Origin of the sequence: Brockia lithotrophica (assembly GCF_003633725.1) — a bacterium.
GTDB classification, from domain to species: Bacteria; Bacillota; Bacilli; order Thermicanales; family DSM-22653; genus Brockia; species Brockia lithotrophica.
The window spans coordinates 52,133-67,125 of record NZ_RBIJ01000002.1 but is presented as its reverse complement, the minus strand read 5'-3'; the positions used below and the strand labels follow the sequence as shown (position 1 = coordinate 67,125).

The window sequence follows — 14,993 nt, the reverse complement described above, 5'->3', positions numbered from 1 at the left end:
GCATGTCCCAGGGATTTCGCCTCCGCGCCCCTTACGAACCCCGGGGAGATCAGCCGCAGGCGATCGAGGCTCTCGTCCGCGGGATCGAAGAGGGCAAGCGATTTCAAACGCTCCTCGGTGCCACCGGTACGGGGAAGACGTTTACGATCGCCAACGTGATCGCCCGCGTGCAGCGCCCCACGCTCGTCATTGCCCACAACAAGACGCTTGCGGGGCAGTTGGCGAGCGAGTTGAAGTCGTTTTTTCCCGAAAATGCGGTGGAGTTCTTCATCAGCTACTACGACTACTACCAACCGGAAGCCTACGTTCCGGAGACCGATACGTACATCGAAAAGGACGCGACGATCAACGACGAGATCGATAAGCTTCGCCACTCGGCGACGAGCGCCTTGTTCGAGCGCCGTGACGTGATCGTCGTGGCAAGCGTTTCCGCAATCTACGGATTGGGGGACCCGCGGGAGTACCGCGACCTCGTGCTCTCCCTCCGCGTAGGGATGGTGCGCCCGATCGAACAGGTCCTGCGCAAGCTCGTGGACATCCAGTACGTGCGCAACGACTACGAGTTTGTCCGGGGGACCTTTCGCCTGCGCGGCGACGTGCTCGAAATTTTCCCCGCTTCCCGAAGCGAACAGGCCATTCGGGTGGAGTTCTTCGGCGACGAGGTGGAGCGAATCACGGAGATCGACGTCCTTACGGGGGAGGTCCTCGCGGAGCGCGACCACGTGGCGATCTTTCCCGCCTCCCACTACGTGACCACCCCGGAGAACCTCGCGCGGGCGATTCGCGACATCGAGCGCGAGCTCGAAGAACGTCTGGCCGAACTTCGGGCCCAGGGGAAGCTCCTCGAGGCGCAACGCCTCGAGCAGCGGACGCGCTACGACATCGAAATGCTCAGGGAAATGGGGTACTGTCCGGGCATCGAGAACTACGCCCGCCACATCACCGGTCGTCCGCCGGGGGCCCCGCCCTACACCTTGCTCGACTACTTCCCAGAGGACTTCCTCCTCATCGTCGACGAGTCGCACGTGACCATCCCGCAGATTCGCGGGATGTACAACGGCGACATTTCGCGGAAGCAGACGCTCGTGGAGTACGGATTTCGCCTACCCTCCGCCCTCGACAACCGGCCGCTCCGCTTTGACGAGTTCGAGGAGCGGATCCACCAGGCGATCTTCGTTTCGGCGACGCCGGGCCCCTACGAAATCGAGAAGTCCGGCGGTGTGGTCGTCGAACAGATCATCCGGCCTACGGGCCTCCTCGATCCGGAGGTATTCGTGCGGCCGACGAAGGGGCAGATCGACGACCTTGTAGGGGAAATTCGGCGACGCATCGAACGGGACGAACGCGTCTTCGTCACCACACTCACGAAACGCATGGCCGAAGACCTTACGGACTACCTGAACGACTTGGGGATCCGCGCCCGCTACCTTCACTCGGACATCGACGCGATCGAACGCCTTCAGCTCATCCGCGACCTGCGGCTGGGCGAGTTCGACGTCCTCGTGGGCATCAACCTCCTCCGCGAAGGGCTCGACGTGCCGGAGGTCTCCCTCGTGGCCATTCTCGACGCGGACAAAGAGGGCTTCCTCCGGAGCGAGACTTCGCTCATCCAGACGATCGGCCGTGCGGCGCGCAACGCGAACGGGACCGTGATCCTCTACGCGGACACGGTCACGGAAGCAATGCGTCGGGCGATCGATGAGACCTACCGCCGGCGGCGGATTCAGGAAGCGTACAACCGCGAGCACGGGATCACGCCGGAAACCGTGCGCAAGGCCGTCCACGAGTTCACACGGGCGACGCGCCCCAGCGACGCGGGACGCTCGCGCGCCTGGGAGAAGCTGCGCCGGCGCTACGGCGTGGGTTCGGGGCCGGTGGACGACGAGACCATCGCCCTCCTGGAGCAGGAAATGCGGGAGGCGGCTGAGCATCTGGACTTCGAACGGGCGGCGGAGATTCGGGATTTGCTCATCGAGCTCAAGGGGGATCGTGCATGGCTGAAGAAGCGGCGTTCCGGGGCGAGGCACGGCGGGACGTCATCGCCATCCGCGGAGCGCGCGTCCACAACCTAAAGGGGATCGACCTCGACCTCCCTAAGAACCGCCTCATCGTGTTCACGGGACTGTCGGGTTCGGGGAAGAGCTCCCTCGCCTTCGACACCTTGTACGCGGAAGGGCAGCGGCGCTATGTGGAGTCCCTTTCCGCGTACGCGCGGCAATTCCTCGGGCTCATGGATAAGCCGGACGTAGACGCCATCGACGGCCTCTCCCCCGCCATCGCCATCGACCAAAAGGGCCACAGCCACAACCCACGCTCCACCGTGGGGACGGTCACGGAAATTTACGACTACCTGCGCCTCCTCTTTGCCCGCGCGGGCACGCCGACCTGTCCCGTGCACGGAATTCCCATTGCCGCCCAAACCGTTGAACAGATGGTCGAAAGAATTCTCGCCCTGCCGGAAGGCACCCGCTTTCTCCTCCTCGCCCCCGTCGTACGGGATCGGAAGGGTGAGCACGTACGCGTCTTCGAAGAACTGCGGCGCCAGGGGTTTGTGCGCGTAAAGGTGGACGGCGAGCTCCGCGAGCTCGGCGAGGACATCGTTCTCGACAAAAACCGTCGCCACACGATCGAGGTGGTGGTCGACCGGCTCGTGCGGCGAGAGGGGATCGAGCGTCGGCTTGCCGATTCCCTCGAGACGGCCATCGCCCTCGGCGACGGCCTCGTCACCGTCGAGGTCGTGGGCGGGGAGAGCTTCACCTTGAGCGCGAAGTACGCGTGTCCGATCTGCGGGTTTACGATCGGCGAGCTCACTCCCCGCCTGTTTTCCTTCAACAGTCCCCACGGGGCGTGTCCCGTATGCCACGGGCTCGGAGCGACCCTTCGCGTCGATCCCGACCTCGTCGTTCCCGATCCGGGGAAATCGCTGTCCGAAGGGGCGATCGCCCCCGTGGCCGAATCCCGCGGTACGTACTACGAGCAGCTCCTCGAAGCCGTGGCCGCCCACTACGGGATCGACACCCGTACTCCGTTCCGGGACCTTCCCGATGAGGCGCGGCACGTCCTCCTCTACGGAGGCGAGGACGTCGTCCGTTTTCGGTACCAAAACGAATTCGGGTCTACCCGCGATGTCGCCGTGCGCTTCGAGGGGTTCGTCCCCCTGCTCGAGCGCCGCTACCGGGAGACCGACTCCGAAGCCGTGCGCGAGTGGATCGAGGGATACATGACGGAAGAGGTGTGCGGTGCCTGCGGTGGGACGCGGCTTCGCCCCGAAGCCCTCGCCGTCAAGGTAGCGGGAAAATCCATCGCCGAGGTAAGCGCCCTCACGGTGCGGGAGGCGCTGGAGTTTTTCCGCACCTTGGAGTTTCCCCCTCGAGAGGCGCAGATCGCCCGCCCGATCCTCAAGGAAATCCTCGCCCGTCTGAGTTTCCTCCAAGAGGTGGGGCTCGACTACCTCACGCTCGACCGGCCGACGCGCACCCTCTCCGGTGGGGAGGCACAGCGGATTCGCCTCGCCACCCAGATCGGTTCCGGCCTCACGGGCGTCCTCTACGTCCTCGACGAGCCGAGCATCGGCCTGCACCCGCGGGACACGGCGCGGCTCATCCGCGCGCTCCAGAAGCTGCGCGACCTCGGGAACACGGTGGTGGTCGTCGAGCACGACGAAGAGACGATCCGGGCTGCCGACTACGTCGTGGACATCGGCCCCGGTGCGGGGGAACACGGCGGCCGCGTCGTCGCCGCGGGAACGCCCGACGAAATCGCCCGCCATCCGGAATCGCTCACGGGACAGTACCTCTCCGGACGGCGATCGATTCCCGTACCCGCCGCGCGGAGGAAACCGGACGGCCGCTGGCTCGTCGTCCACGGGGCGCGGGAGCACAACCTCAAGAACATCGACGTCGCCTTCCCCCTGGGGGTGTTCACGGTCGTCACGGGGGTTTCCGGCTCGGGAAAGAGCACGCTCGTCAACGAGATCCTCTACCGCGCCCTCGCCCAAAAGCTCCACGGCGCCCGCGTGCGTCCCGGCGCCCACGCGGGGATTTCCGGCCTTGAGTACGTGGACAAGGTCGTGCAGATCGACCAGTCGCCCATCGGAAGGACTCCGCGTTCCAACCCGGCGACGTATACGGGCGTCTTCGACCACATTCGCGAACTCTTCGCCCAGACGCCCGAGGCGCGGATGCGCGGGTACACAAAGGCGCGCTTCAGCTTCAACCTCCGAGGCGGGCGGTGCGAGGCGTGCAAGGGCGACGGCGTCGTCCGCATCGAAATGCACTTCCTCCCCGACGTCTACGTGACGTGCGACGTGTGCAAGGGGAAGCGTTACAACAAGGAGACCCTCGAAGTACGCTACCGGGGGAAGACGATCGCCGACGTCCTGGAGATGACCGTGGATGAGGCGTACGAGTTTTTCGCCGCGATTCCCGCCGTCGAGCGCCACCTCAAGATCCTCCAAGACGTGGGCCTCGGGTACATTCGCCTCGGGCAACCGGCGCCGACCCTCTCGGGAGGCGAGGCGCAGCGCGTGAAACTCGCCGCCGAGCTTCACCGCCGGACGAACGGGCGGACGGTGTACATCTTGGATGAGCCGACGACCGGTCTCCATTTCGACGACGTCCGTCGCCTGCTCGAGGTGCTCCAGCGCCTCGTCGATCAGGGAAACACGGTGATCGTCATCGAGCACAATCCCGACGTGATGAAGTCCGCCGACTACATCATCGACCTCGGTCCGGAAGGCGGAGCGGGGGGCGGGGAAATCGTCGCCGCAGGGACGCCCGAGGAGGTTGCGGCCGTAGAGCGCTCGCACACGGGGCGCTTCCTTCGGGAAATCCTCTCGCGGGAGCGCGTCCCCCTTTCCGTGCGTGAGCAAGGCAACGAGGGTTAGGACCGACGATACCACCCGGGAAACCCGAAAGACGAAAGGGTGAGACGCGTGTCGCCGAAGCGGATCGACGACGGTTCCCTTACAGAAGAAACCGGCGAGCCCCGGTTTTCGCCGCGCGCGCCGTTTCACACGGCGCTTCGCTCCTTTCCTCTGCGCACGCGTCGCCCCGGCGAACCGCTCGTCGTGGAACACCTGGTCCGCCGCTTCGGTTTCACCCTCGTGGCCGGTGCGGCGGGTCTTAGGCGCCCCATCCTCGTGAGCGAACTCCACCGCCCGGGGCTCGCCCTGGCCGGTCACTTTGCCTACCATCCGCCCGAGCGCGTGCAGGTCCTCGGGAAGACGGAAGTGTCTTTCGTCGCCGACCTCCCCGCCTCCCTCCGCTTCGAGCGTTTTCGCCGCCTCCTATCTCCCGAAACTCCGTGCGTCGTCGTCGCCCACGGCGAGGCAGCCCCTCCCGAACTCCTTTCCGCCGCCGAAGAGGCCGCCGTCCCCGTTCTCCTTTCGGACGTCCCGACGACGCACCTCATGGGCAAGCTCACGAGCTTCCTCGAGGCGGAACTCGCCCCGCGCACGACGATCCACGGAGTCCTCGTAGAGGTGTACGGGATCGGGATCTTGCTCACCGGGGAGAGCGGGATCGGGAAGAGCGAAACGGCGCTGGAACTCGTGAAGCGTGGCCACCGCCTCGTCGCCGACGACGCTGTGGAAATACACAAGACCTCAGACAACGGCCTCGTGGGGGAGGCTCCAGACGTAATTGCCAACCTCATCGAAATCCGCGGCCTCGGCGTCTTGGACGTCATGGCCCTCTTCGGTGCAGGGGCGGTCAAGGAAAGCCAAAGCATCGCCCTCGTGATCCACCTCGAACCGTGGAATGAAGATCGCTCTTACGACCGCCTGGGTCTCGATGAGACGACCACGCGCCTCCTCGACGTCGAGGTACCCATGGTCGTGCTCCCCGTGCGGCCGGGCCGCAACCTCGCGGTGCTCATCGAAGTGGCGGCCATGCAGTTCCGCCTGAAACAGATGGGGTACCACTCCGCCCGCGAATTCGCCGAGCGCCTCGGCCAGGTGCTCGACGAAAAGGCCTAATTCGTACTTTTGGGAGGTTTCTTCCGACCATGCCCCACCGTCCACCGCTTTCCCCTATCGCCGTGCAGCTCGGCCCCATCGCCGTGCGCTGGTACGGCCTCCTCATCGGCCTCGGCGCGCTCCTCGGCTTTTTCGTCGCCGCCCGGGAAGGGAAAAGGCGCTACGGCCTGCCCGTAGACGTCTTTCTCGACCTCCTCTTGTATGGCGTTCCCGTGGCCGTGATCTTTGCCCGCCTCTACTACGTCGCCTTTACGTGGGACTACTACCGCCTGCATCCGGAGGACATTCTCGCCGTCTGGAAGGGAGGCCTCGCCATCCACGGCGCCCTCATCGGCGCTTTTCTCGTCGGTTGGTGGTACGCCCGGAGGATGCGCCTCGACTTCTTGGGCCTTCTCGACCTCGCGGCACCGAGCCTGATCCTCGGGCAAGCGATCGGGCGGTGGGGAAACTTCTTCAACCAAGAAGCCCACGGCGGTCCGGTCTCTCGGTCTTTTCTCGAATCCCTCCACCTCCCGGACTGGATCATCGAGCAGATGTACATCGGGGGAACCTACGTCCACCCTACGTTTCTCTACGAATCCGTCTGGGACTTTCTCGGTTTCCTCGTGCTTCTCACCTTGCGAAGGTACAACCTTCCCCGCGGAAGTCTCCTCTTTTCCTATCTCGTGTGGTATTCTGTGGGGCGTTTTTACATTGAAGGGTTGCGGACGGATTCCCTCATGCTCTCCCCCACGCTCCGGGCCGCCCAGGTCGTGAGCCTCCTCCTTGTCGCCACGGGGGTTCTGGGACTCGTCTGGGCGGCGCTCCGCCGCCCGTCCGTGCGCTACGCCGATCCGCTCGTCTTGCCGGGAAGCCCCCTTCTCTTGGAAGGACAGGAGAACGGTGACGAACGACGGGAGGATTCGCACACGGGCCGAGGCGAAGCGGATACGCTGCCGTCCGCCACTCGGGAAGAACGCGACGCACGCGACACGAAGGGAGACGCAAAATGAACGAACGCATGCCCCTGCCCTCCGCCCGGGACGGACATCCCTTCCCCGACCTCGCCCATGTCCGGGCCGTCCTCTTCGACTTCGACGGTACGCTCGTGGACACCGAGCGTCTCATCGTAGAGAGCATGATGCGCCTTCTCGAAGAGGAGGCCCCGGGGCGCTTTCGCCCCGAAGACGTACGGCGCAACCTAGGCCTCACCCTCGACGCCCAGTTGCGCCTGTATTTTCCCGGCCGAACGGAGGAAGAGTACGCCCGACTCGCCGCGCGCTACCGGGAGGACCACGAACGCCGCTTTGCCGAGGGCGTGCGCGTCTTCCCCGGCGTTCCCGAACTCCTCCGTGCCCTCAAAGAAGCCGGGATATCCGCCGCCGTCGTGACAAACCGCCACCGGCGCACGCTGGAATACGGGGTACACAAGTTGGGCCTCGCCCCGTGCTTTGCCACGCTCGTCGCCTATCAGGACGTGGAGCGCCACAAGCCGGATCCGGAACCCGTGCGCACCGCTCTCGCCCGCCTGAAGGTTCCACCGACCTACGCCCTCATGATCGGAGACCAGCCCGAAGATCGCCTGGCGGCACAGGGTGCCGGCGTGCACTTTGCTTGGGCGGGGTGGAGCCCCCTCGCCCGCACGAACGCTGACGGAGATGCACCCCTTCTTTTTTCTCCGCACGAGCTTCTCATCGCGCTCTCTCGCACGCGCGAGGGCGGTTCTTCCGGACGGCTTTGACGCTGGCTGTATCTTTACATGTGTAAGGCGATAGGGTGCGACCCAAGGCGCGCCCTTTTTTGCATGTTAGGCTAGAGGTTTATTGCTTTCCGCTTCTAAGATCGATCTTGCCTGCAGGGCCAAGTTCACGTTCGATCGCCTCCAAAACGCCTTTGCCCTTTTCGCCGAAGAAAAACCCGTAGATTTCTTCGGCTTTTTTCCGGACGTCGACATCGGCAAAGCGTTCCGGGTAGAGGACCTTCCCCACGAGGTATGCGTCCACGAACACCGTTTCGACGTTGGTCATTCGATGCACGTAGGGGTATATGCGGTACACGTTGCCTTCGCGAAACGACGGCGCGACGCGGATGCCAAAAGCTTCATGCTACAGCCCTCCCGTACAAAGTGATGAAAGCGCATACTTCTTTGCGACCATTGTAACACGCAGAAGTAGAGGAGGGCTTTTTTTCTTGACTTTCCTCGGGCACGCCTGTACACTGAGGATGTCTTTACTTCGCTACCATGGTACCAAGGTAAAGGAGCGCCTAACGGCGGGGTGCCGCACCCGAGAAACGCTGGGAAAGGGAAGAGGGCGATGGGGGAAGTCGCACGCTTTTCCGTACCCGTGGGATTTGGCGACCTCCTGCCCGAGGAGGTGCGGCGGAGGGAGCGCGTGGAGCGCGAACTCCTTGGGCGCTTTTCCGCCTGGGGGTACCTTCCCTTCGTTCCATCTGCCGTCGAGGAAGCCAAGGCCATGCGCGCCTTGGGCGTGGACGAAGCGCAGGCGTTTACGCTCATCGGCCCCCACGGCGAACTCCTCTATTTGCGGCCGGACGGTACGTTGCCCGTAGTCCGCTTTTTGAAGAACCTCCTTCCGCACATGGCCGACGTCCCCGTCCGCCTCATGTACGCCATCGACGTCTTTCGTCGTACGAACGGCGGGGGAGAGCGGGCGACCTGGAGGCAAGTAGGTCTAGAACTCGTGGGCCTGTCCCCGCCGTGGGGGGAGGTCGAAGTTTTGGCCCTTGCCGAGGAAGCCCTATCCCTCTCCGGCCGACGGTTTCGCGTGGCAATCGGCCACGCGAGGTTTTTCCCGTACCTCCTCGAGGTACTCGGGGTCTCCGGCGGGAAGGCGGCATCCCTCCACGCCGCCTTGCGCGAACGCGATTGGGTGCGTTTCCGGCGGGAAGCCCAACTTCTCGATCCCGGGGCGCGGGAAATCCTCGCGCGGTTCCTCTCTTGGCGTGGGGAGCCGGCGTCTGTGTTTGACCGCCTGGTGCGCGAGGGGCCTTGGGGTGCCGATTTGCCGCCGCCCGTCGGAGAACTCAAGGCCGTGGCCGAGCACCTCGACCGAATTGGTCGGGGAGGCGCGCTCTACGTCGACCTCCCGATGCTGCCCAAACATGCCTACTACTCGGGAATCGTGGTCGAAGGATTCGTCGCGGGCACGGGGGTTCCCCTCCTCGTAGGCGGACGGTACGACTCCCTCCTCACCCGGGAAGGGGAGCGGGGTCTTCCGGCTTTGGGGTTTGCGGTCGACGCGGGGCTTCTCGCATCTCTCCTCCCTCCGCCACCGTCGCCGCCCGTCGTACGGATCCTCTTTGCGCCGGAGCGCTTTTCCGAGGCGTTTCGGGAGGCGGAAGAGGTGCGGCGTACGGGAAGGGTGGCCGTCCTCGAACCTTTGCACGACGTCGCGGGTGCGACCGTCGCCGCCTCTTCCGTACCCGCAGGTTTGGGGATCGCGGAAAGCGTGGAGGTTCGGGTGTTTTCCTAGGACAGAAGCGCGGCGAAGGCTCATTCGCCTCCTGCGCAAGGGGGGAAGGGAGATGGTGGACGCGGCGCGCGGGCTCACGATCGCCGTCCCCAAGGGGCGGCTCTTTTCCGAGGTCGGGGAGCTTTTCGCCCGCGCGGGGTGCCCCCTCGGCGTTGCGGAGGAACCCAGGCGCCTCGTATGGGAACACGAAGGACGGCGTTTTCTTTTGGCTAAGCCCGTGGACATTCCCGTGTACGTACGCTACGGCGTGGCGGACGTGGGAATCGTGGGCAAGGACGTCCTTCTCGAGGCCGGCGAGGACGTCTACGAACTCTTCGATTTGGGGATCGGGGCGTGCCGCCTCGTGGTGGCCGGGCGTAAGGAAGGGCGCGGGCGTACGTACCGGGAAGTAGGCCCTCAGGCCCTGCGTGTGGCCACGAAGTACCCGAGGGTGGCGCGGGAGTTTTTCGCCAGCCGCGGGCTGTATCCCGACGTCATCGCCTTGAGCGGTTCGATCGAGCTCGCCCCCGTCGTCGGCCTTGCCGACCTCATCGTCGACATCGTAGCGACGGGGCGGACGTTGCGGGAAAACGGCCTCGAGGAATACGAGACCATCGCCCCCGTCACCGCCCGACTCGTTGCCAATCGGGCGAGCTTGCGCCTCAAGGACGAAGCGATCGCCGCCCTGACCGCCTGCCTCGAAGCTGCCTTGTCCGTACGGCCGCCTGACCCGGAAGGCTGAGGGGGGAAACGCGTTGTTCACGGTCTTTCCGGCGTTAGACATCTTGGACGGGGAAGTTGTAAGCCTCGTACGCGGAAACCCACACGAGCGCCTTACCTTCGGCGATCCCCTAGAATGGGCCGACAGGCTCACCGCCCAAGGAATTCCGTACGTCCACCTCGTCGACTTGGGGGGGGCGTTTACGGGTACGCCGCAAATTCTCCCCCTCGTAGCCCAATTCAAGGCGCGCGGCTTTCGCCTCCAAGTCGGCGGCGGGATCCGCGACCTCGAAACCTTTCTTCGCTACGTCTCTCTCGGGGTTGACTGGCCGGTCGTAGGAACGCGGGCGCTTACGGATCCGGCGTTCCTGAGAGAGATCCTCGACCGAGGCGGAGAGCGTGTCACGGTGGCCCTGGACGTCCGCCGCGGCCGCGTTCAGCTTCGCGGCTGGACCGAAGCCCTCGAACGCGACCTCGACGACGTCGCCCGCGAACTCGCAGGGGCCGGCGTCCGCCGCGTGCTCTACACGGACGTCGAACGCGATGGGACGCTTTCGGGCGTCGACCTCGAGGGGGCGCTGGTTCTCGCCGATCGGGGGTTTTCCGTCGTCATCGCCGGCGGTGTTCACACCGCGGAGGACGTGATTCGGGTGCGGGAATACGCTCCGCGGGGAATTTCCGGCGTCGTGGTCGGCCGTGCCTTCCTCGAAGGGCGCATTCCCTGGGAGCTGTTTGTCCCTCCCGAGAACGCCGAGGACGTTTCCAGAGAACGGCAGGCGTAACGCGCGGGGGCGGGTACTCCGGTCTGTCGCGAGGACGAAGGTCACGCCCTCGAAACTTTTCCCCGAGTTTTGGCAGTCGGATCCGTAAGGAGGAGACCGCCGTGGGAGCCGAATTCGAAAAACCTCGAGACGGAACGTCGTCGGATGCGTGTGCGGAAACCGTTTCCGCCCCCGAAAAGGATGCGGTTCGTTCCCAAGCCCCTCGCCGAATCATCCCTTGCTTGGATACAAAGGATGGTCGGGTAGTCAAAGGAGTCCGCTTTATCGCCCTGCGGGACATCGGAGATGTTGCCGAGCTCGCCGCCCGGTATGCGGAGGAGGGAGCCGACGCCCTCGCCGTGCTCGACATTTCCGCCACGGAAGAGGGGCGCGCGACGCGACTCGACCTCGTGCGTGCGGTACGCTCGCGCACGAACCTACCCCTCATCGTCGGCGGCGGGATCCGCTCGTTGGACGACGTGCTTCGGCTCTTGGACGCCGGAGCGACGCAGGTATCCGTCGGCTCCTATGCGGTCGAACGTCCGGCATTCCTGGAAGAAGTGGCCCGAAGTGTGGGCTCCGAACGCCTCATCCTCGCCCTCGACGCGAAGTGGACGGAGGACCGAGGCTACGTCGTCGCCATTCGCGGAGGAAAGGTACTTACGGAGTACTCCGCCCGCGCCTTTGCCCGGGAGGCCGTCGAGCGTGGCGTGGGCGAAATCCTCCTCACGAGCGTAGACGCCGACGGCGTGCAACGGGGGTACGACTTGCTCCTTACGGACTGCATCGCCCGAGAAGTTCCCGTACCCGTGATCGCCTCCGGCGGGGCGGGGAAGCTCGAGCACTTCATCGAGGTCTTCGAACGGACGCGGGCCCAAGCGGCCCTCGCGGCTTCCGTCTTTCACGACCGGATCCTCACCGTACGTGAGGTAAAGGAGGCGCTCGCGCGCCGTGGAATTCCCGTACATCTCCCCCCGTCCGCGTGATGTCGCCGTGGGCCGGGCTTCCGCACACCCATGCGAGAGAGGAGGCGATACGGTGCCCGCGCTTACGCGTGAGGAGTTTTGGCAGGCGGTTCGGTTTACGGACGGGCTTCTCCCCGTCGTCCTCGTGGACGCGCGGACGAAGGACCTCCTCACCCTCGCGTACATGGACGAAGAGGCCCTTCGTCGGACGCTGGAGACGGGGGAAACCTGGCTCTACAGCCGTTCGCGCCGCGCGCTTTGGCACAAAGGCGAAACTTCCCACAACCGCCAAAAGGTCGAGGCTCTCGTCCTCGACTGCGACGGCGACGCGCTCGCCGCGTACGTGCACCCACTCGGTCCGGCCTGCCACACGGGGGAGTGGTCGTGCTTCCACCGCCCCCTCCTGATTCGGGCGGAAGGCCGGACGGAAGACGAAGGGGCCCCTTCTGCCCCTCCGCCCTCCGGCTCGGAGGCAAGCTCCGAAGGGCAATGGTCCTACCCCTTTCCTCCGTCGTACCTCGCCTCGGAGCCGCCCCCTTTCGAAGGGCTTGCCGCTCGGGATCTTGGGTTCGTCTTGGAACGCCTCGCGCGCGTGATCGCCGCGCGCCGCACCGAACCTCCGGAGAAGTCCTACACCGCCTACCTCTTTCGCGAGGGGCGGGAAAAGATCCTCAAGAAGATCGGCGAGGAGACCACGGAAGCGATCCTCGCCGCGCAGGCGGGGCGCAAGGACGAGCTCGCCGAAGAGCTCGCCGACGTGCTCTACCACGTAAGCGTGCTCCTTGCGGAGCTCGAGATGGACTTTGGGGCAGTGGCCTCGGCCTTGTATCGGAGGCTAGAGGGTGCCCGCGACGTAAAGCACACCCGCGCTTTTCCGCGAAAGGGATGAGTTTGTACGCGCCCGGGAAGTCGAGGCACCCGGGCGAGGGGAGGGAAACCCGTTGCTCCGCATCTACGCCTACGCTCCGGGTCGAGAAGGCGATCCGGATTTCCAACGCCTCCTCCGCCGTGCGGAGGCGGACATCGCCGCGACGGAAGAAGCGGTTCGCGCCATCCTCGAAGACGTGCGCCTTCGCGGCGACGCGGCACTGCTCGAATTCACGCGTCGGTTTGACGGCGTAAGCCTCCCGGGGGGGAGGATTCGCGCCGACGAAGGTGAAATCGCCGCTCAGGCGGAACGCCTTCGCCGAGAGCGGCCGGACGTCTGCGAAGCGATCGATGCGGCGGCGGCGAACATCCGTCGACACCACGAACGCCAGCTGCCCCCGCCGATCAGCTGGGGCGAGGTCGTCCCCGGGGTGTTTGCCGGAGAAAAGGTGACCCCTATTCCCTCTGTCGCCCTCTACGTGCCGCGGGGCAAGGGAAGCTTTCCTTCTGTACTCCTCATGCTCGCCGTACCCGCCCAGGTTGCCGGGGTGCCGAAGATCGCCGTGTTTACGCCCCCCAACGCCGAAGGAACTCTCGACCCTGCCGTGGCCTACGCCGCCGAGGTCCTCGGCATCCGCGAGGTGTACAAGGTGGGCGGGGCCCAGGCGGTGGCGGCGGCGGCCTTCGGGACGGAGAGCGTACCTCGTTTCCCCAAGATCCTCGGTCCGGGCAACCGCTACGTCACCCAAGCGAAGCGCCTCTTGTACGGGAGCATCGACCCAGGACTGCCTGCGGGGCCTTCGGAAGCCCTCATCCTCGTCGATGCGTCCGCCCGACCGGATTGGGTCGCCCGCGACCTCCTCGTCGAAGCGGAACACGGCCCCGAATCCGCCGCCCTCCTCGTGACGCCGTCGCGAAAGCTCGTGGAAGCGGTGGCGGAGCTCCTTCCCGAGCTTGTGGAGAGTCTTCCCGAACCGCGCCGTTCGTTCGTGCGCAACGTTTTTGCCGCATACGGCGGAGCGGTGCTCACTCCGGATTTGGAAACGGCGTTTGCCTTTGCCGACCTCTACGCCCCGGAACACCTCCTCCTCCACGTTTCCGATCCTATGGCGGCCGTCTTCCGCCTGCAGAATGCCGGTGAGATTCTCGTCGGCCCGCACACGACGATCCCTTTGGGCAACTTCGTCGTCGGGGTAAACGCAATCCTTCCTACGGGGGGAGCTGCCCGCTGGAGTTCCGGGGTGAGCGTCCACGACTTTTTGAAGCGCACTTCCCTCGCCTACGTAACGCCCGAAGGGCTGCGTGCCCTCGGACCCCACGCCGTGGCCTTCGCCAACGTAGAAGGGTTTCCCGCCCACCTCGAAGCCGTCCGCGTACGACTCCAAGAAGGAAACAAGGGGTGATGCGGGTGAACGATGCCGAAACGCGTTCCGAAGCCCTTCCTCGCGTGCGCGTCGTGCGTACGACGCGGGAATCGCGCGTCGTCGTGGGCCTCGCCGTTCGCGGGGCGACCCCGGACGTGAAGTTTGCGCTTCGGACGCCGCACCCGTTTTTTAGCCACATGCTCGAGCAGGTTGCGTGGCGGAGCGGCCTCGGAATCGAGGTGGACGTAGAACTCACGCACTTCCCCCTACGCCACCTCGTCACGGAAGACGTCGGTACGGCCTTCGGCCGCGCGGCGGCGCGGCTTCACGACCGGCTCGCGGAACGCGGCGTTCGCGGCTTCGCCTACGCCTACGCCGCACTCGACGAGGCGCTCGCCCGCGCCGTTCTCGCCTTTGAAGGCCGGGCGTACCTCCACCTGGACGTGGACGAACGCTTTCCCGAAGAGACAGAGGGGGTATCGTCCGAAGACCTCGTGGCCTTTTTCGAGGGGTTCGTCCAAGGGGCCGGCGCCACGCTCCACCTCGATCTCCTCCGCGTACGCCCGAGACACGGCCATCACCTCTGGGAAGCGCTCTTTCGCGCCTTCGGAATGGCGCTCGGGGACGCGCTTTCTCCCTCTCCCGAACGCCGTGGCCTCAGCGCAGGCGTAGCGGGAAAGGCGGAGTACGACGTCGCAGACGAGTGAAGGGTGTTCGCTGTACCCTCTCCCTTTGCAAAACGGAGGGGGAGCTGGTAGGATGGTGCCGAGGCAGGATCTCTCGATCCGACGGGCTTTCGGGAAATCCCAGGTAACCCCCGCCCGCACCGTGCGGGGGTGGTTGTTTTGCCTCTACGGCGTTTCCCGCGCAGCTTCGGGAGCCGCATA

At 65.4% G+C, this 14,993-nt stretch carries 12 protein-coding genes and 2 pseudogenes; 13 read left to right on the top strand and 1 reads right to left on the bottom strand.

Annotated elements, in window-relative coordinates; genetic code table 11:
- Nucleotides 1-2 precede the first annotated feature (2 nt).
- From uvrB to C7438_RS04270, 6 genes and pseudogenes are all read left to right on the top strand, one after another.
- Nucleotides 3-1,922 (top strand): annotated as a pseudogene (uvrB, locus tag C7438_RS04290) (excinuclease ABC subunit UvrB); the annotation flags it as partial.
- Nucleotides 1,899-2,072, top strand: a complete 174-nt coding sequence (locus tag C7438_RS09700) for a UvrB/UvrC motif-containing protein (RefSeq protein ID WP_434963943.1) — start codon at nucleotides 1,899-1,901, stop codon at nucleotides 2,070-2,072. The pseudogene uvrB and the gene C7438_RS09700, both read left to right, overlap by 24 nt.
- Nucleotides 1,994-4,885, top strand: coding sequence for an excinuclease ABC subunit UvrA (gene uvrA, locus C7438_RS04285; RefSeq protein ID WP_121444137.1), 2,892 nt, complete (start codon nucleotides 1,994-1,996; stop codon nucleotides 4,883-4,885). Before C7438_RS09700 ends, uvrA begins: the two co-directional genes overlap by 79 nt.
- Before the next feature lie 39 nt (nucleotides 4,886-4,924).
- Nucleotides 4,925-5,977 (top strand): HPr(Ser) kinase/phosphatase, encoded by a 1,053-nt coding sequence (gene hprK, locus C7438_RS04280; protein WP_245956485.1) that lies wholly within the window; start codon nucleotides 4,925-4,927, stop codon nucleotides 5,975-5,977.
- Nucleotides 5,978-6,006: 29 nt separating this feature from the next.
- Nucleotides 6,007-6,810, top strand: a pseudogene (lgt, locus tag C7438_RS04275) (prolipoprotein diacylglyceryl transferase); the annotation flags it as partial.
- Between the two features lie 155 nt (nucleotides 6,811-6,965).
- Nucleotides 6,966-7,697: an HAD family hydrolase gene (locus C7438_RS04270; protein ID WP_121444135.1), complete on the top strand. Its 732-nt coding sequence runs from the start codon at nucleotides 6,966-6,968 to the stop codon at nucleotides 7,695-7,697.
- 79 nt (nucleotides 7,698-7,776) lie between these two features.
- Here C7438_RS04270 and C7438_RS04265 read toward each other — a convergent pair whose 3' ends face one another.
- On the bottom strand, nucleotides 7,777-8,013 hold the full coding sequence (locus C7438_RS04265) for a hypothetical protein (protein ID WP_121444134.1): 237 nt from the start codon (nucleotides 8,011-8,013) through the stop codon (nucleotides 7,777-7,779).
- A gap of 258 nt (nucleotides 8,014-8,271) precedes the next feature.
- Here C7438_RS04265 and C7438_RS04260 point away from each other — a divergent pair, with 258 nt between their 5' ends.
- From C7438_RS04260 to C7438_RS04230, 7 genes are all read left to right on the top strand, one after another.
- Entirely contained in the window at nucleotides 8,272-9,450 is a 1,179-nt protein-coding gene (locus C7438_RS04260; protein WP_121444133.1) for an ATP phosphoribosyltransferase regulatory subunit, read from the top strand.
- Between the two features lie 52 nt (nucleotides 9,451-9,502).
- Nucleotides 9,503-10,171, top strand: a complete 669-nt coding sequence (gene hisG, locus C7438_RS04255) for an ATP phosphoribosyltransferase (RefSeq protein WP_121444132.1) — start codon at nucleotides 9,503-9,505, stop codon at nucleotides 10,169-10,171.
- Between the two features lie 13 nt (nucleotides 10,172-10,184).
- Nucleotides 10,185-10,931, top strand: a complete 747-nt coding sequence (locus C7438_RS04250) for a 1-(5-phosphoribosyl)-5-[(5-phosphoribosylamino)methylideneamino] imidazole-4-carboxamide isomerase (protein ID WP_170143564.1) — start codon at nucleotides 10,185-10,187, stop codon at nucleotides 10,929-10,931.
- A gap of 209 nt (nucleotides 10,932-11,140) precedes the next feature.
- On the top strand, nucleotides 11,141-11,896 hold the full coding sequence (gene hisF / locus C7438_RS04245; protein ID WP_245956503.1) for an imidazole glycerol phosphate synthase subunit HisF: 756 nt from the start codon (nucleotides 11,141-11,143) through the stop codon (nucleotides 11,894-11,896).
- Nucleotides 11,897-11,948: 52 nt separating this feature from the next.
- Nucleotides 11,949-12,764 (top strand): phosphoribosyl-AMP cyclohydrolase, encoded by an 816-nt coding sequence (gene hisI / locus C7438_RS09470; RefSeq protein WP_121444129.1) that lies wholly within the window; start codon nucleotides 11,949-11,951, stop codon nucleotides 12,762-12,764.
- A 52-nt stretch (nucleotides 12,765-12,816) separates the two neighbouring features.
- A complete protein-coding gene (gene hisD / locus C7438_RS04235) occupies nucleotides 12,817-14,145 on the top strand; it encodes a histidinol dehydrogenase (RefSeq protein ID WP_211322067.1) in 1,329 nt (442 codons plus the stop codon).
- A 5-nt stretch (nucleotides 14,146-14,150) separates the two neighbouring features.
- Nucleotides 14,151-14,813, top strand: coding sequence for an imidazoleglycerol-phosphate dehydratase (locus C7438_RS04230; RefSeq protein ID WP_170143563.1), 663 nt, complete (start codon nucleotides 14,151-14,153; stop codon nucleotides 14,811-14,813).
- Nucleotides 14,814-14,993: the final 180 nt, after the last annotated feature.

Coding starts and splice junctions, on each gene's coding strand:
- uvrA (WP_121444137.1), top strand. CDS start 1,994: ATGGCTGAAGAAGCGGCGTTCCGGGGCGAGGCACGGCGGGACGTCATC.
- C7438_RS04270 (WP_121444135.1), top strand. CDS start 6,966: ATGAACGAACGCATGCCCCTGCCCTCCGCCCGGGACGGACATCCCTTC.
- C7438_RS04260 (WP_121444133.1), top strand. CDS start 8,272: ATGGGGGAAGTCGCACGCTTTTCCGTACCCGTGGGATTTGGCGACCTC.
- hisG (WP_121444132.1), top strand. CDS start 9,503: ATGGTGGACGCGGCGCGCGGGCTCACGATCGCCGTCCCCAAGGGGCGG.